Below are 17,417 nucleotides of genomic sequence, written 5' to 3'. Positions count from 1 at the left end.
GCCGAGCAAGATCCCTGGAGTATGTCATGCCGGATGTAGTCACGACTGTCGTGCCCGCCTCGGTCGGCATGGCAAAGCCGGGCCGGCCGCTCGGCGCCAATGTCACGCCAGCCGAGCGGCGGCGGCTTGTCGCTGCCGCTCTGATGGTCGGAGACCTCGTCACGCTGACCATCGTCATGGGACTGCTTCAGTTGGGCGCGGCCATGGCCGCGTCCGATACCGACACCAATATGGCGAGCCTGATGCTGGTCTGGGCCCTGTCGCTGTGCGGCGCCCTTGGCGGCTTCAGGCTTTATGGCTCGGATCGGGCCGAGCCGGTCGACCGCTTGCGCCGGCGCACGCTCGGCAACATCGTCGCGGCTGCCGTGGTGCTCACCTGGCTGGCGGTCGATGATCCCGCCAGCCATCTCTGGGGCTTCGTGGTCGCCGGCGCCGGATTGTCGGTCGTGCTCGGCTATTATGTCGAAGCGCTGGTCCGTGGTGCGTTGGTGCGGCGCGATCTCTGGTCCGCCCCGACCGTGCTCTACGGGACCATGCCGGCCTGCCTCGCCCTGGCGCGCGATCTGGCTTTGCACCCGGAGCTCGGCCTGAAGCCGGTCGCCATCCTCACCGACGAGGAGGCCGATGTGCTCACTGAGGCTTTGGAGACTGCGGGCCTTCCGGTGATCACCCGCGGCCAGGCCAACATCATCTCGCCGGGCATCGAGGTCGCGCTCTGCGCCTCGGGGGATCTCCATGTCGAGAAGGCCGACTGGCTGGCTCGCCTGCCGCTGCGCCAGATCTTCGTGGTCCATGACGCCTCGATGCTGCAGGTCCTCAATCCCCAATTGCGGGCGATGGGCGGGCTCCTCGGCCTCGAATTGCGCAGCGCCATCCACATGCCGCGCAACCTGCGCCTGAAACGGGTGCTCGACCTCGTCGTCGCGATCCCGCTCGCCCTTCTCGCTCTGCCCGTGATCGCGGTGCTCGCATTGGCGGTGAAGGCGGTCGACAGCGGGCCCGCCTTCTATGCCCAGCCGCGGATCGGCCGTAACGGCCACGTCTTCAAGGTCTACAAGCTGCGCAGCATGTACGTCGACGCCGAGGCGCGGCTCGCTGCGCATCTGGAGGCCGACAGCGCGGCGCGGCATGAATGGGAGCGCTTCTTCAAGCTGTCGAACGACCCCCGGATCCTGCCGAGGATCGGCCAGTCCATCCGCCGCACAAGCCTGGATGAGTTGCCGCAGCTCTGGAACGTCCTGCGCGGCGAGATGAGCCTCGTCGGGCCCAGGCCGTTCCCGGCCTATCACAACCAATGCTTCGACACCGCCTTCCAGGCGCTGCGCACCAGCGTGCCGCCCGGCCTGACCGGACTCTGGCAGGTCACGGATCGCAGCGACGGCGATCTCGTGGTCCAGAAGCGGCAGGACAGCTTCTACATCCACAACTGGTCGTTCTGGCTGGATTTCTACGTGCTGCTGCAGACGGTCCCGGCCGTTCTGCACGGGCGCGGCGCGAAATAGTACGCAAGGCGATCTGAGCCGAAGCCGGTCGCTCGCGAGGCGCCGGCCGGGTCGATCGGTATCCCCGGGTGAAACCGCAGGCGAGGCATCAGGCCATGGATCTCTTCAGCGATATGCGAGGCCCCCGTCAGCCTGTGACGCTCGCCAGGCACTATGATGTGGTGACCTTCGACTTCCTCTCCATGCTCTGGCGCCGCAGATTGCTGATCGCCGCAGTGACCTGCGGGGTCATGTTGATGGCGGCCCTCTATCTGATGGTGACGCCGCAGCGCTACACCGCCGACCTGGTGCTGCAATTCGACTTCACGCGCGAAGACAGCGGCGGGGGCGGCAAGGCGAGCAGCGTCGCGCTCGATGCCTCGACGCTGGTCGAAAGCGAGGCGCGGATCATCCGCTCGCTCGCGACGGCGCGCGCCGTCGCGGCGCGCCTTGGCCTCGACCAGGAGACAAGGACGCAGTCCTCCGGCCTTCTCGGGGGGGCGGCCGAACTGATCTTTCCGTCGGCTGTGCGCAGGACGTTGCGCGACCTCACCGGTTTCGGCGATGCCGCCGAGCCGACCCAGCGCGACATCGCCGCCCAGCGGCTGCTCGCGTCGCTGGGCGTCAGCAACGACACCAAGGCCTATCTGGTCACGCTGACCTATCGCGACACCGATCCCGACCGCGCCGCGCTGATCGTCAACACCTTCGGAAACGAGTATCTGCGCCGGAAGATGGAAGCCACGGCGAACGCCTCCCAGCGCTCCAGCCAGTGGTACGGGGCGCAGGCGCAGGAGGCCCGCGCCAATCTGGGACGGATCGAGAAGGAGATCGAGGCATTCCGGGTACGGACCGGCTTCGTCGAGCTCGGCCAGGACGGCGCCGACATCCAGCAGCAGCAGCTGCGCGACATGCTGACCCAGCTCAATACAGTCTCCGCCACGCGGCTCGGCGAGGAAACCCGATTGCAGCGCGCGCGGGTCTCGCTTGCAGCCGGGAACATCCCGCAGACCAGCGATCTCGGCAGTTCGCCAGTGGTCCAGCAGTTGCTGGACGAGGAGGGCAAGGCCCGCCGGGCGCTCGACGAGATGGTCGCGGTGTCGGGCGAGCGTCATCCGGCCGTGCAGCGGCTGAGGCTGTCGCTGACGGCGGTGCAGGAACGGCTGCAGAAGCAGCTGGCGCAATCCGTCGCCAATATCGAGACCGACGTCCAGGCCGCCCGCAATGCCGAGGCGGCGCTGCGCGAGCGCGTCGCCGCCTTGCAGACCAAGTCTATCGAGGCGAGGGGTCTGGAAGGACAGCTGCGCACCTTGCAGGCTGAAGCGACGGCGGCACGCGACCGCCTGAAGCAGCTTTCGGATGCCCACCAGCAGGCCAGCGCCGTGAGCGAATTGCGGCCGATCATCGCCCAGATCGTCGCGCCGGCCGACATTCCCTCGCTGCCGAGCTCGATCAAGCCGTCGCTGCTGCTGGGGCTGGCCATGGCGGGCGGGCTGATGGCCGGGGCAGGACTCTCCTACCTGCTGGAGAAGCGCGATCGCGGCTTCCGCAGCGAGAACGAGTTCGCCACCGAGACAAGGACCAATTGCGTCGGCCTTCTGCCGAATCTCGAGCATTATCCGGGTGGGCTGGAGAGCCTGGTCTTCGCGGAGGCGGTGCGCTCGATGGTGGCCGAGCTGTTCCCGGCCAGCAATCCTCCCAAATTCGTGCTGATCACCTCGTCGGCGCCGGGGGAGGGCAAGTCCTTCGTCGCCTCCGCCATGGCGCGCGTGCTGGCGATGATGGGTCAGCGGGTCCTGGTCGTGGACGGCTCGCCCCGGCGCCTGCTGCTCGGCCAGAACTTTCCGCACGAGGCGCTGCTCGACCAGTGCCTGCCGCAGGTCGGCGACGCCGGCGGTCCGGGAACGAGCCCGGTCGCCACGGTCCGGCGCGCGTCCGGCCTGCGCGACAGCCAGAACGTCTATTCGAATCCGGCGTTCGAGGCGATGTTGCGCGAGGCGCGGGCGCGCTACGACGTCATCCTGTTCGAGGTGGCGCCCGTGCTGCTCTCCGCCGACAGTGCCTTGCTGCGCGAGCACGCCGACACCGTTTTGCATGTGGTCAGATGGAACGACACGTTGAAGAGCACCGTGTCGGCGACGCTCGATCATCTCGGCAAGCTCGGTCTGGATGTCGCGGGCGTCGTGCTCAACGGCGTCGATCTCGAAGAGCAGGGCCGGTACGACGTCTCCGACCGCGGCCGGGTCTATCGCAACTACAAGTCCTTCTATCAGGCCTCGGCATGAGCCGGCGCTTGCATCGTTATGCAGCGCTGCTTGCAGCGCCCGATCTCGGCGGATCTTCGCCGGCGCCATCGACGGGGGGCGGGTTCAGCTGCAAGGAGTGCGGGTCGCCCGCTGTCCACCTGCCGAGCGAGCTGTCACCCGAGGCGCTGGTCATCTGCGACGGCTGTCAGCGCCCGGTCGCAACGCTGGCGGCCTTCCGGATCTACGTCGATCGCCTGGCTGCAAGTGCCAGGTTCTGCGACCATCATCTGACGGTCTGTCATTCAGACGGTGGAACCGGGGCGGACCCGACCGCGTTGACTTAGGCGGCGAGTTCGCCTTCTGGTTTCGAGAATAAGGCCATTTGAGGGCCCGATCTGTGAGGCAAACGACTGCCTCGGGTCGTATGAGGCCAATCCGTCAACAGGATGAGGCGGGCGACGCCAAGAATTAATCCATTGATATACTGAACCAAAACAAGACGATTAGTCCGTTCGGACTAATCCTTACGAGTAAGGGCTCGCCGGTTTAGGTAGCACCGAATCAGGCCTCAAGGGTATCTAGGCAGCGATCACTTAATGTGTTGCAGCCAAAAAAGGAGCCCCTTTATGGCCACATTCTACGTCTCGACCACCGGAAGCGACAGCAATACGGGTCTGGATGAGAATTCATCTTTCCAGACGCTGGAGCGGGCGGTCGAAGCCATGCACCAGAGCAATGGTGCCGACACGGTCTACATCGCTGGAGGTACCTATTATGTGGACGATGCTCTGCAGCTGACCTCCGCCGATTCCGGCTCCTCCATCGTGGCGATGTCCGGCGAGAACGTCGTGATCAGCGGCGGCACGCAGGTCAGCGGCTGGACGCAAGGTTCCGACGGCATCTGGACGGCCCATGTCGATGCGCAGGACGTCCAGCAATTCACCGTCAACGGCGAGAAGCAGACCGAAAGCCGCTACCCCGACGTCGATCCGAACGATCCCGTTCATGGCGGCTGGCTCTGGGGGCAGGACCTCCCGGCAGGATACGACGCCCAGAAGTCGATGGCGTTCGACCCCTCGGACTACCCAGACGGCGAGCAACCCAAGGCCGGCGACACCGTCACGGTCTACACCGAGAACGGCTATGCCAGCGAAGTGCTGACCATCGCCTCGGTCGAAGGCAATGTGATGACCTTCACCACGGAGGCCAATTACGATCTCGGCGCCGCGAGCCGCTACTACGTATCCCAGGACACGCCGGACAATGTCGGCGAATGGTCCTACGATGCCGAGACGCAGACCATTTCCTACAAGGCTCCGGACGGCTTCACCGGCGAGGGCGGCGTCGTCTCCGGCGACCACAGCATCATCTCCATCGACGGAGCGGACAACGTCACCGTCAAGGGCATCACCTTTACCGACACCGCCTCGAGCTCGGGCGACCCGACCACCGCGGCGATCGAGGTGAACGACGCCAACGGCGTGGTCATCGACGGCAACCAGTTCGTCAATGTCGGCGTCGGCGTCGCCCTGCACGGCGACAGCAGCGGCAATACCGTCTCGAGCAACAGCTTCGAGCACACCTGGTCGAGCGCCATCGCCATGACGGCCGGCACCAGCGACAACCGCATCACCAACAATACCGTCGACCACTCGAACGAGGTGTACGTCCAGTACGGCTCGATCGACATGCAGGAGTCTGCGGGCAACCAGATCGACCACAACACGATCACCAACGTGCCGCGCTTCGGCATCTCCGAGGTCAATTACGATCCCGACAACCAGTCCGGCGGCAACACGATCGAGTACAACGATATCCGCCATTCCGGACAGCAGACGCCCGATACGGGCGCCATCTACCTGTTCTCGGCCGATGACTCCGGCGCTGACGGCAGCATCATCCGCTACAACACGATCGTCGACACCGGTGGAACCAACACCAAGGATGGCGGCTTTGCGGAGGACTGGAGCTCAGGCATCTATCTCGACAACATGGCGAGCAATGCCCAGATCTACGGCAACTTCGTCCAAGGGACGACGTTCAGCGGTATTCTCGTCCATGGCGGCTCGAACAACGAGATCCACGACAACACGCTGCTCGACAACGGCAAGTACGGGATCTCGACGATCGAGGCGGACGGCAATCCGATCGACGGCAACGAGACCTACAACAACTTCATCCAGGTCTCCGGAGACGGCAGCAACACGATCGATACCGACCAGACCGATCCGAGCCTGATCCACGATAATGTCTACTACAACCCGGACGGTGGCGAGCTGACCATTGCCGACGTCTCGCTGGCGAGTTTCCAGCGCCAGGGCGGCGATTCCGGCAGCACCGAGACGAGCCAGGCCGGCTTCACCGATGCGGCGAATGGCGACTACAGCTTCGTGTCGGGATCCGTGGCGCAGGCGCATGGCATCGACTCGGTGCCGTTCGACTCGGTCGGCTCGGCGCTGACCGGCACCTCGCCCGAGGTCGAGACGCCGTCGAGCGGGAACGGCAGCGGCACGCCGCCGACGACCTCCGAGCCGGTCACCGAAACGCCGCCGGTGGCAGCCGAGCCGTCGACGCCGAGCGAGGAAACGCCGACGACGCCGGCCACCGGGGAAGGCACGTCGCCTGGCACCTCCGAGCCCGGCAACGAAACGCCTCCGGTGACGGCCGAGCCGTCGACGCCGAGCGAGGAGACGCCGACGACTCCGGCGACCGGGGAAGGCACGACGCCCGACACCTCCGAACCGGGCAGCGGGAACCCGGACGTGATCACCATCCCCGATGTCGATACCGGCACGGGCGGGACGGACGCGGAAACGCCGTCGAATTCCGGAGGTGGTGGCTGGGGCGGCCATGGTGGCTGGGGCGGCCTCAGCGGCGGCCGCTGGTCCTGGGATGGCGGCTCATCGCGTCGTGGTGACGACGACCATGGCGGCGGCCGCAACGGGTCGCGGGACAGTCAGGCAAGCAACGACGACGATACCGGCGGTGGTGGCCGCAACGACTGGCGAGGGGGCCAGTCGCGCCATGACGACGACAACGACCACCACTGCCACAGCCAGCTCTCGCACTGGCACTGGTAGCGCCTGGAGCATCGGACCGAAAAGCGGGATCGACTTTTCGGGGAAATCCGGTGCCGAAACAAGCGGCCAGATCGCCATTTTGTGTCCGTTAGGCCGCACGGCGATCTGGCCGCTGCCTCGAGGCGACCCGGCCATGGCGGCCGGGTCGCCATTCTCCGCGGCGAGCTTCGCGGGGGCCTCGCCTTCCTCTTCCAATGATTGCCGCCCGCCCGGATACGCCGGCGTCGACGGCTGCAATTGCGCCAAAGGAAACCGACGGACATGCTCTCGCAAACGGTTCGCAAGCTGACGCCCGCATTCGCATCGCTGTTCGGGCTTTCCTTCGTGCTGAACCTGTTCGTCTTCGTCTCCCCGCTCTACACGATGCAGATCTACGACAGGGTGCTGACCAGCCGGAACGGCACCACGCTGGTCATGCTGTCGCTGATCGTACTGGCCTTGTTTGCGGCTTATGCCGCGCTTGAGCATTTCCGCAGCAGAGCGCTGGTCCAGCTCGGTCTGTGCGTCGACAAGGCGCTGTCCGAGCCTGCCTTCGAAGCCGCCTTCCACGGTGCGCTCGACGCGAAGGGCTCGCCGACCCTGCCCATTCGCGATGTCGAGACATTGCGGGCGACGCTGTCGGGCAGCTTGGTGCCATCGCTGATGGATGCGCCCTGGATTCCGATCTATCTCGCCCTCTGCTTCATCCTGCATCCGGCGATCGGTGCCGTCGCCACGCTCGGCGCCATCGCGATCCTGGGTGTGGCCCTGCTGAACGAGCGCGTCACCAAGGGATCGCTGATCCGCGCCTCGGAGCTCGGCCATGGCGCAAACGAGCGACTGACAGCCTCGCTGCGCAACGCCGAGGTCATCAAGGCGCTCGGCATGGGCCAGCCGATCCGAACCGAATGGCAACGGCAGCGTGGCCAGGCGCTGGCTTACCATACGGCCGCGGCCGATTGGGGCGGGACGCTGCTGGCCGCGACGAAGCTGTTGCGGCTGACGCTGCAATGCGCGGTGCTTGGCGTCGGCGCCTATCTCGCGATCAACCAGAACCTCGCGGCCGGCGCGATGTTCGCGGCATCGCTGATCATGGGCCGCGCGCTCGCGCCGATCGAGGGCGCCGTCGGCCAATGGAAGAGCTTCGTCTCCGCCCGCAGCGCCTTGCAGCGGTTGAGCCGGAGCCTGAAGGCGCCATCGGATGATGCGACGCCGATGACCTTGCCGAATCCGGCCGGCTCGCTGCGGGTCGAAGGCCTGAGCGTGCGCAGCCCGAACGGGAACGCATTGCTGCTGCACAATGTCTCGTTCGAAGTCGAGCCGGGGGAGATCGCTGCCGTGGTCGGGCTGACCGGTTCCGGCAAGTCGTCGCTGGCCCGGGCGCTGGTCGGCGTCTGGTCCCCGGCCCATGGCGTGGTGCGGCTCGACGGAAACGACATCAGGCATTTCCCCGACGAGCAGCGCGGGCGCATCCTCGGCTATCTGCCTCAGGACGTGGAATTGTTCGCCGGCAGCGTGCGCGACAACGTCACCCGCTTCGATCCCGACGCGACCGACGAGGCCGCCGTCGCGGCCGCCTCGGCGGCCTCCGCGCATGAGCTGATCCAGGGCTTCCCGGACGGCTATGCGACGCAGATCGGCGAGGGCGGGGCAACCCTCTCCGGCGGGCAGCGCCAGCGCATCGGGCTGGCGCGCGCGCTTTACGGGCAGCCGGCGCTGGTCGTGCTCGACGAGCCGAACGCCAATCTCGACATGGATGGCGATGCCGCGCTGGCGCGCTCCCTGGCTGGCCTGCGCGACGCCGGAGCGATCGTCGTCGTGATCACCCATCGCCCGCAGCTGCTCTCGCAGGTCGACAAGATCATCCTGATGCAGAAGGGCCAGGCCGTCAGGGTCGGCGGGCGCGACGAAATCCTGCCGGTGCTGCTGCAGCCGGGCAATGGCGCACGCATCCAGCCGCCACAGCGCGGTCAGACGGGACAGGTCGAGCCGCTCTCGGCAGCAAGGTGGGCACGTCGATGAACTCCGTCCTGAACAAGCTGAAGCTCGTCCCGCACACAATGAAATCCGTCCTGAACCGGCTGCCCTGGCGCCGGCATCTCGAACCTCTGCTCGCGTTCGCGAGGCAATGGCTCCAGCGCACGAGCGTGCCTGCGCAGGGGGATGGCGATTGGCGCGCCCCGGTGCGCAAGGGTTATGTCGTGGTCGGTCTCGCGCTGGGAGCCGGCGGCCTCTGGTCGGTGACCGCGCGGCTCGACAGCGCCGTGGTGGCGCATGGCAGCATCGTCGTCGAGAGCGATCGCAAGGCGGTGCAGCATCTCGAGGGCGGGCTCGTCGAGGCGATCGCGGTGCGCGACGGGGCCGACGTCAAGGCCGGCGAAACCCTCCTGCGCCTCGATACGACGCAGGTGGCGGCGCAGCGCAGCGTGGCGCGGCTGATCGTGTTGCAGGCCCTGGGTGAGGAGGCGCGCTTCACCGCCGAGATCGACCGCCTCGACCGCATCACCTTCCCGAGCGAACTGCTCGATACCGCTGAGTCGAAGGAGGCGCGCCGGGTCATGCTCGACCAGGAGCGCCTGTTCAAGGAACGGCAGTCCACGCAGAAGCTGGAGGTCTCGATCCTCAAGGAGCGGCTGACGCAGTCCGAAAAGCAGTACCAGTCGAACGAAGCGCAGCGCGAGGCCGCGATCAGCCAGGCCGCTAGCATCAACGAGGAGCTGACCAGCCTGAGGCCTCTCGCCGACAAAGGGTTTGTCGCCTCGACCCGGATCAACCCGCTCAAGCGCTCTTTGACAGAACTGCAGGGCCGCATCGGCTCGCTGGAGGCCGATCTGGCAAGGCTTGCCGTCGCCAATGACGAGATCCGGCTCCAGATGAGCCAGATCGGCCTGAAAGCCTCCGAGGAGGCCTCGACAAAGCTTGCCGAATGCCGGGTCAAGCTCGCCGATGCCCGCGAGAAGCTGCGGATCGCCGAGGACGTGCTGGCGCGCGCCGAAGTCCGCGCGCCGCGGGCCGGGCGGGTCGTGGCTTCGAAGATCCATACCGTCGGGGCCGTGGTCAAGCCGGGCGAGACACTGATGGAGATCGTGCCGCAGGACGACGAGCTGATAGTCACCGCCAAGGTCTCGCCGATGGACGTGAACAACCTGCATCCGGGCATGGCCGCGGAGGTTCGCCTGCCATCGTTCAAGGGGCGGGCGACGCCCTTCACCGTCGGCGAGGTCAAATCGGTTGCCGCCGATGCGCTGCGCGACGATGTCCTGCAGCAGATGGTCTATGAATTGCGCGTCAGCGTCTCGGCCTCGGGCTTCCCGCCCAAGGTCAGGGCCAAGCTCAGGCCCGGCATGCCGGCCGAGGTCTATGTCCCGACCGGCGAGCGCACCGCCATCGCCTATCTGATGCAGCCGCTGACCGACTCGATGCGGTCGAGCTTCCGCGAGGAGTGAGCGCGGACGGGGTAGGGCGATCGGAGGAGCCGATCGCCCTGCGGCACGGCAACTTCGCTCGGCCGATCAGCCGAGATGGCCGCTTGAGCCCGCAGGTTTCTCTTCCAGTATTGCGGCGCGATCAGCAGCCGCTTTCGGGGAGCCGAACCTATGCCCAAGATCATCCCGGTCGTGATGTGCACGGGACATGGCGCCGGCCTCTGGCCGATCGCGCGCGAGACGATGCCGAAGCAGTTCATCCCGTTGTTCGGCCGGGATTCCTCCTTCCAGCGCACGCTTCGGCTGCTGTCCGATCCCGATGTGTTCGATCTGCCGATCGTGGTGACGAACGGGGACCAGCGCTTCACCATCGCCGACCAGTTGCAGGCGATCGGCCTGCGCGCCGAGATCGTGCTGGAGCCCGCCGGGCGCGGGGCTGATTCCGCCGCGGCGACCGCGGCCGAGCTCGGCCTTGCCCGCAGCGAGACGGCGCTTGTCGGCATCTTTCCGGCCGACCATGTCGTGCAGGACGGCAAGCTCTTCGTCGAAACCTGCGCGAGAGCCGCCGCGGTCGCCGCACAGGGCCGTATCGTCGCGATCGGCATACCTCCATGCCATCCGGCGACTGCCTATGGCTACATCCGGCCGGGAACGGAGATCGCCGACGGCGTACGCGGGGTCGAGGACGTGGCGGCGAAGCCAGATGCGGCGCTGGCGGCGCGCTATCTCGCCGAAGGCTACCTCTGGAACTCCGGCAATGTCGTCTTCGACGCGGCGACGATGCGGACGAGGCTTCAGGCTGCCGCCAGGGGAGCGATCGGCAACGGTAACGCGAACGGGGCCAGTCTCGGCATCCGCATGCTCGAAACCGACGCTTCCGCCGAACTGCCGGCGATTGCAGCGGAGCCCCCAGCGCTGGAGCAGGCCGATACCGCAGCGGTGATCGCCGGCCATTTCGGCTGGTCGGATGTCGGCAATTGGACCGCGGTCTGGCAGCTTTCCGAGAAGGGCGCGCACGGCAACGTCGTCCAGGGACGCGGCTACGTGCTCGATGGCACGAACAATCTGGTCCGCTCCGAGGATGCCGTCGTTGCCATCGTCGGCCTGGACGATGTCGCCGTCATCGCGACCCGCGACGCCATCCTGGTGACGTCGAAAGCCAAGGCCGACAAGGTCAAGGACATTGTCGCGCTGGTTGCGGCGAACCATGAGCCGGAAGCCGCCAGCCATCGCGAGATCCACCGGCCCTGGGGCAAGTATCTCTCCGTCGATCTCGACGAGCGCCATCAGGTCAAGCGCATCACCGTCAAGCCGAACGGCGTCCTCTCCCTGCAGAAGCACCATCACCGCGCCGAGCACTGGGTCGTGGTCCGCGGCACCGCGCAGGTGACGCGCGACGACGAGACCATCCTCGTGCATGAGAACGAGGCGATCTACCTGCCGATCGGCTGCGTCCATCGCATGGCCAATCCGGGCAAGATTCCGCTCGAGATCATCGAGGTCCAGGTCGGCTCCTATCTCGGCGAGGACGACATCATCCGCATCGAGGACATCTATCAGCGCTGCTGAAAGCGCCGTGGTTACCGCACCTCGTTGACGTAGATGTGGGCTCGCGTCGTGGCGCGATGCCAGCCGAGGACCGTGGGAACTCCGGCCTGGTCATAGGCGACCTCGTCGATCGTCAGCACCGGATCACCGGCGGCGAGTGCCAGCAGCGCGACGTCCTCCGCGCTTGCGATGTCGGCGGTGATCTGCTCGCGCATGGCTGAAATCCGGATGCCGTAGCGCTCGAGCAGATGGAGATAGAGCAGAGGCGGCAGCTCGGCGATGTCGCGCGGCCAGTCCGGCAGCCGCTCCTGCGCCAGCACCAGCTTGTCGTGCATCACCGGGTGGCCGTCGGCATGGCGGATGCGATGGACGCGGATCACGCCGCCGGCCTTGATCTGGAGGGCCTCGGCCTGTGCCTGCGTGGCAGGCAGGGCTTCAACGCTGAGGAACTGGCTGGTCGAGCGCACCAGGCTGCCATCGGCCCGGTGCAGGCGAAAATACTGGAAGACGAAGCGCAGGCTGTGATGCGGTGTGCGTCCGGTCACCACCGTCCCGGTCTTGCGGCGGCGCGTCAGCAGCCCCTCCGCCACCAGATCGGCCATCGCCCGGCGGACCGTCCCGACGGCGATGCCGAAGCCCTGGGCCAGCGAGGTCTCGCTCGGCAGCACCATGCCGGGCGGCCATTCGCCGACGAGGATCGCCTCCGACATGTGCCGCTTCACGCGCTCATAGAGCGGCGCGGCCTCCGCAGCGCCGAAATTCGGCAGCGTCGGCGCCGAGGCCCCGGAGCCGTTGCCCGTTCCGACGGCAGTTGCCGTCGTTTTTTTGGCATTGACAGGAGGCATGCCGTTCGTTCCTATTTCTATATAGTTTATATGAAAAAGAGGTATCCGCAAATGGCCTTGCCCACTGCGGCTTGTCGACGGCTCCATCGCAGATCGCACCGGCGCTGGACAAGCGTCGCGTCGTCCGGCTGAGCGATGACCGCGCCTGCATCCCTGCTGTATGACAATACAGCGCTGGCCGAGGCCCAAGGCTGGATCGCCGCCAATGTCGATGGCGCCGTCGCCGAGCTCGGCCGGATGATTGCGGTCGACACCTCCTTTCCGCCGGGCCAGGGCTATGACGAGTTCGCCGGGCTGATGGAGGACCTCGTCGCGCCGCTCGGTTTCGCGACCGAACGGGTGACCGTGCCCGAGACGCTGTGGCAGGTGCCGAACGGCCCGGCCGTTGGGCCGCGCACAAACCTGATCGCCAGCCGCCCCGGCGATCGGCCAGTCTGCGGCCTGTATTTCCACGTCGACACCGTGCCCGCTGCCGCTGGCTGGGGGACCGACCCGCTGCGGATGCAGTGCGATGGCGATCGCCTGATCGGCCTTGGCGCCGCCGACATGAAGGGCAGCATCGCCGCGATCCTCCTGGCCTTACGGGCGGCGCGGGCCTGCGGGGTCGCGCTCGCCTATGACCCGATGTTGCTGTTCTGCACCGACGAGGAGGGCGGCCTTTATCCCGGCATTCGCTATCTCGCCGAGCAGGGCAAGCTTCCAGCTCACATCCTCGACTTCAACGGCAGCGCCGAGGCGCGGATCTGGGCCGGCTGCTTCGGCCTGTTCAACCTGCTGGTGCGCATCCATGGCCAGGCCGTCCATGCCGGCGAGGGCAACCGCAAAGGCTCCGGCCTCAACGCCATAGAGAGCGCCCTGCCGCTGCTCAACGCGTTGATGGCGCTGAAGGCACAGGTCGCGACCCGGATCTCCGCCTTGCCGCCGCCGCCCGGCAAGCCGCCGCTCGCTGCCCAGCTCAATCTCGCCGCGATCGCAGGCGGCACGGCCGGGGGCCAGGTTCCGGCTCTGCTCGAGCTGACGATCAACCGCCGCTATGCCCCCGAGGAGCGTTTCGAGAAGGCGCTGGCCGAGATCGAGGCGGTGATCCGCCGCAGCGCGGCCACAGTCCCCGGCCTCACGGTCGAGACCACTCTGGTCGGCCATCTCATGCCGACGGCCGATCCGGCCGGCGCGCATTGGCCGCGCTGGCAAGCGGCGATGGGGAAGGGCTTCGGCTACGCGCCGGAGGATTTCCGGCGCTGGGGGGCGGCGAGCTGCTCCGATTTCGGCTGGGTCCAACGCGCGACCGGCCAGCAGGAGGTTCTGCTCGGAGGTCTCGGCCGGCCCGACCGCAACATCCATTCGCCCGGCGAATACACGACGGTGCCGGACATCGTCTCGCTGGCGCAGGCGGTGCTGTCCTATCTCGCCGCCGATTTCAGGCCCGATCTCAACCCCGACACCCCGCCGTCCCAGAGCTGAAGGAGCGCCCCATGCCGAGCATCCATCGTCGCGATTTCCTCGTCGCCTCCGCAGCCTTGAGCGGCCTAGCCCTCTCCGGCCTACCGGCCTTCGCCCAGGCGCCGCGCCGCGGCGGCACGCTTCGCGTCAGCGTCGACCAGGCGGTCGCCAAGCTCAACCCGCTCGTCACCCGGGTGAACCCGGAATATCTCGTCGCCGAACTGCTCTATTCCGGCCTGACCCGGCTCAAGCTCGACATGAGTGCCGAGCCCGATCTCGCTGAATCCTGGACGAATTCCGCCGATCTGACCGAATGGACCTTCGTTCTGCGCAAGGGCCTGGCCTTTCATGACGGCTCGCCCTGCACCGCCGCCGACGTCGTCGCGACCTTCGAGGCGATCCTCGACGCCAAGACCGCTTCGCCCGCCCGCCAGAATGTCGGGCCGATCGCCAAGGTGGTGGCGAAGGACGACAGCACAGTCGTGTTCAGCCTGTCGGCGCCCTTTGCGGATCTGCCGGTGACGCTGGCCTATACCAACGCCAAGATCGTGCCGGCCGCCGTGATCAAAAGCGGGCTGGAGAAACTCGATCGCCAGGCGGTCGGCACCGGCCCGTTCAAGCTCGTCTCCTTCGAGCCCGAGCGGCTGATCGTCGTCGCCCGCAACGACGCCTTCTACGACAAGGAGCGTCCCTATCTCGATCGGATCGAGGTGGTGGTCTACCCGGACGTCAGCGCCGAGGCTTCCGCTTTGATCTCGGGCGATACCGACCTCATCACCACGACCCCGCCGACCGAGTTCGGGCGCCTGCAGAAGGCGTCCGGTGTGAAGGCTTTGCGCGTGCCCTCGGGCCAGTTCTGCAATGTCAATTTCGGCTGCGACCAGAAGCCGTTCAATGACGTGCGCGTACGCCAGGCGCTGGCGCTCACCGTCGATCGCGTCGCGATGGTCGATTTCGTCACCGAAGGCTTCGGCTCCGCCGGCAACGATACGCCGCTCAACCCGGCCTATCGCTTCTATGCCGAGCAGCCGCTGAAGAAGGCCGATATCGCCAAGGCCAAGGCGCTGCTCGCCGAAGCCGGTTATCCGAAAGGTCTCGAGGCCACGTTGATCGCCTCCGACCGGCCGGGCCAGCGCACCCAGCTCGCGGTCGCGCTGCGCGAGATGGCCAAGCCCGCCGGCTTCGACATCAAGGTCGAGACCATGCCGCATGCGACCTATCTCGACCAGGTCTGGAAGAAAGGCTCGTTCTATGTCGGCTTCTACAACATGCAGGCGACGGCCGACGCCATCTTCTCGCTGCTCTACACCTCCAATGCCGCCTGGAACGAGACGCGCTGGAACAACGCGGCCTTCGACAAGCTCGTGTTCGAGGCGAGGGCAACGGTCGACGAGGCCAAGCGCCGCGCGCTCTATGCCGACGCGCAGAAGCTGATGAATGCCGAGGTGCCCTCGATCATCCCGGCCTTCTTCGACCTGCTCGGCGCCCAGCGCGACTGGGTCGAGGGCTATCAGCTGCATCCGCGCGGCGCCGTCTTCCGGCTCGACCATGTCTCGCTCGGCGCCAAGGCGCCGAAGCGCGGCTGAGCCGGACGGGATCGCAGCGCCGTGTCGCCGGCTTACGTCCTCAAGCGCATTCTGCTGATCGGCTACACGCTGCTGGTCGTGTCGCTGATCGTCTTCGCGATCACCCAGGTTCTGCCGGCCGACGCGGCCGTGATGATGCTGGGCGAGAATGCGACGCCGGACGCGCTGGCGGCGCTGCGTGCCAAGATGGGGCTGAACGATCCCATCTGGATGCAGTACCTGCACTGGCTCTCCGGCGTGCTGCGCGGCGATCTCGGCGTCTCGATGCGCACCGGCCAGCCGGTCGCGCCGGCGATGCTGGAGGCGCTCGGCCGCTCGCTGCTGCTCGCGTTGTTCTCGATCACGCTGATGCTGGCGGTGGCGATCCCGCTCGGCATCGTCGCCGCGGTCAGGCGGGGCAGGGCGGCCGATCTCGGCGTCGGCTTCCTGTCCTATGTCGGCGTCTCGCTGCCGGAATTCGTCACCGCGACGCTGATCGTGCTGGTGCTGGCCGAATGGCTGCAATGGCTGCCGGCGACCGGCTATGTGCCGCTGACCGAGGATCCGCTGCGGGGGTTGAAGCACCTCGTCCTGCCGGTGCTGACGGTGTCGCTGATCCTGATCGCCCATGTCTCGCGCATGGTGCGTTCCGAGCTCGTCGATGTCCTGCACTCCGACTACATCCGCGCGGCGCGACTGAAGGGGCTGTCGAAGCGGCAGGTGCTGTTCAAGCATGCGCTGCGCAACGCGCTGCTGCCGACCATCACCATCGTCGCGCTCGATGTCGGCTATCTGCTCGGCGGCGTCATCGTGGTCGAGGAGATCTTCGCGCTCCCCGGTATCGGCCGGCAGCTCATCGTCGCCATCCAGGCGCGCGACCTGCCCTCGATCCAGGCCGGCGCGCTGATCATGGCAACGACCTATGCCATCGCCAATTTCCTTGCCGATATCGCCTATGCCTGGCTCGACCGGAGGATCCAGTATGATTGAGATCCTCCGGCGCATGCTGCGCTCGCCGCAAGGTGCGCTCGGCCTCGTGATCGTCGGGCTGATCCTGCTCGTCGTCATCGTCGGGCCCGCCGTCGCGCCCTACGACCCCGAGAAGATGGCGCCCTTGACGCGCTACAAGCCGCCGGGCGCGCAGTTCTGGCTCGGCACCGACCAGTATGGTCGCGATATCCTGAGCCGGCTGCTGCACGGCGCCCGCGCCACCGTCCTGCTGGCCGTGCTGGCGACGGCGCTGGGCACGCTGGTCGGGGCGGTCGTCGGCACTGTCTCCGCCTTCCTCGGCGGGCGCAGCGACGAGGCGATCATGCGCACTGTCGACGCGATCATGTCGATCCCGAGCCTGCTGCTAGCGCTGCTGATCGTGAACCTGCTCGGCAAGAGCAGCCTCAATGCGCTCTTCGCGATCGCGCTTGCCTTCGCGCCGGGCATGGCGCGCGTCACCCGCTCGGTCGCGCTCTCCGTGCGCAAACAGGATTATGTCAACGCCGCGATCGCGCGTGGCGAGAGCGCCGCCTTCATCGTCGGGCGCGAGATGCTGCCGAACGTCATCGCGCCGATCATCGTCGAGATGACGATCCGCGTCGCCTTTGCGGTGATGCTGTTCGCGACGCTGTCCTTCCTTGGCCTCGGCGCCCAGCCGCCGGCCTCCGAATGGGGGCTGATGGTCTCGGAAGCCCGGCGCTTCATGCATCTCAGCCCCTGGATGATCCTGTGGCCGAGCCTTGCCGTCGCCCTGGTCGCGATCGGCTTCAACCTGCTCGGCGACGGGCTGCGCGACGTGCTGAACCCGAGGAGCTGAG

Annotated in this window: 11 protein-coding genes; 10 read left to right on the top strand and 1 reads right to left on the bottom strand. The window is 66.9% G+C overall.

The genetic code is table 11. The features are described from left to right. Window positions 1–26 precede the first annotated feature (26 nt). The 6 genes from BMZ21_RS02735 to BMZ21_RS02705 all read left to right on the top strand — a co-directional run bounded on the left by BMZ21_RS02735 (window position 27) and on the right by BMZ21_RS02705 (window position 11,780). Window positions 27–1,502, top strand: a complete 1,476-nt coding sequence (locus BMZ21_RS02735; protein WP_091829511.1) for an exopolysaccharide biosynthesis polyprenyl glycosylphosphotransferase — start codon at window positions 27–29, stop codon at window positions 1,500–1,502. Window positions 1,503–1,597: 95 nt separating this feature from the next. After that, a complete protein-coding gene (locus tag BMZ21_RS02730) occupies window positions 1,598–3,766 on the top strand; it encodes a GumC family protein (RefSeq protein ID WP_091829509.1) in 2,169 nt (722 codons plus the stop codon). 587 nt (window positions 3,767–4,353) lie between these two features. Further along, complete coding sequence (locus BMZ21_RS02720; RefSeq protein WP_167561498.1) at window positions 4,354–6,807, top strand: right-handed parallel beta-helix repeat-containing protein; 2,454 nt, start codon at window positions 4,354–4,356, stop codon at window positions 6,805–6,807. Between the two features lie 261 nt (window positions 6,808–7,068). Further along, the gene (locus tag BMZ21_RS02715) at window positions 7,069–8,808 is read left to right on the top strand and encodes a type I secretion system permease/ATPase (RefSeq protein ID WP_091829505.1); all 1,740 of its coding nucleotides are present in this window, start codon (window positions 7,069–7,071) and stop codon (window positions 8,806–8,808) included. Then, window positions 8,805–10,232, top strand: coding sequence for an HlyD family type I secretion periplasmic adaptor subunit (locus BMZ21_RS02710; protein WP_244543663.1), 1,428 nt, complete (start codon window positions 8,805–8,807; stop codon window positions 10,230–10,232). The genes BMZ21_RS02715 and BMZ21_RS02710 overlap by 4 nt, the downstream gene beginning before the upstream one ends. 150 nt (window positions 10,233–10,382) lie before the next feature. Beyond that, complete coding sequence (locus tag BMZ21_RS02705; protein ID WP_091829503.1) at window positions 10,383–11,780, top strand: mannose-1-phosphate guanylyltransferase/mannose-6-phosphate isomerase; 1,398 nt, start codon at window positions 10,383–10,385, stop codon at window positions 11,778–11,780. 11 nt (window positions 11,781–11,791) lie between these two features. Here the strand turns inward: BMZ21_RS02705 and BMZ21_RS02700 are convergent, their stop codons facing one another. After that, complete coding sequence (locus tag BMZ21_RS02700) at window positions 11,792–12,604, bottom strand: GntR family transcriptional regulator (RefSeq protein ID WP_091829501.1); 813 nt, start codon at window positions 12,602–12,604, stop codon at window positions 11,792–11,794. Between the two features lie 135 nt (window positions 12,605–12,739). Here BMZ21_RS02700 and BMZ21_RS02695 point away from each other — a divergent pair, with 135 nt between their 5' ends. The 4 genes from BMZ21_RS02695 to BMZ21_RS02680 are packed head-to-tail and all read left to right on the top strand — an operon-like array spanning window position 12,740 to window position 17,416. Next, complete coding sequence (locus BMZ21_RS02695) at window positions 12,740–14,065, top strand: M20 family metallopeptidase (RefSeq protein ID WP_425285393.1); 1,326 nt, start codon at window positions 12,740–12,742, stop codon at window positions 14,063–14,065. Window positions 14,066–14,076: 11 nt separating this feature from the next. Next, on the top strand, window positions 14,077–15,630 hold the full coding sequence (locus BMZ21_RS02690; protein ID WP_091829499.1) for an ABC transporter substrate-binding protein: 1,554 nt from the start codon (window positions 14,077–14,079) through the stop codon (window positions 15,628–15,630). Window positions 15,631–15,651: 21 nt separating this feature from the next. Beyond that, the gene (locus tag BMZ21_RS02685) at window positions 15,652–16,599 is read left to right on the top strand and encodes an ABC transporter permease (RefSeq protein WP_091829497.1); all 948 of its coding nucleotides are present in this window, start codon (window positions 15,652–15,654) and stop codon (window positions 16,597–16,599) included. Then, window positions 16,592–17,416: an ABC transporter permease gene (locus BMZ21_RS02680; RefSeq protein WP_091829495.1), complete on the top strand. Its 825-nt coding sequence runs from the start codon at window positions 16,592–16,594 to the stop codon at window positions 17,414–17,416. The genes BMZ21_RS02685 and BMZ21_RS02680 overlap by 8 nt, the downstream gene beginning before the upstream one ends. The last annotated feature ends 1 nt before the right edge of the window (window position 17,417 follow it).

It is taken from the genome of Allobosea lupini (genome assembly GCF_900109525.1).
GTDB lineage: Bacteria > Pseudomonadota > Alphaproteobacteria > Rhizobiales > Beijerinckiaceae > Allobosea > Allobosea lupini.
The sequence above is the reverse complement of the archived record's forward strand: the minus strand, read 5'-3'. Positions and strand labels throughout refer to the sequence as shown.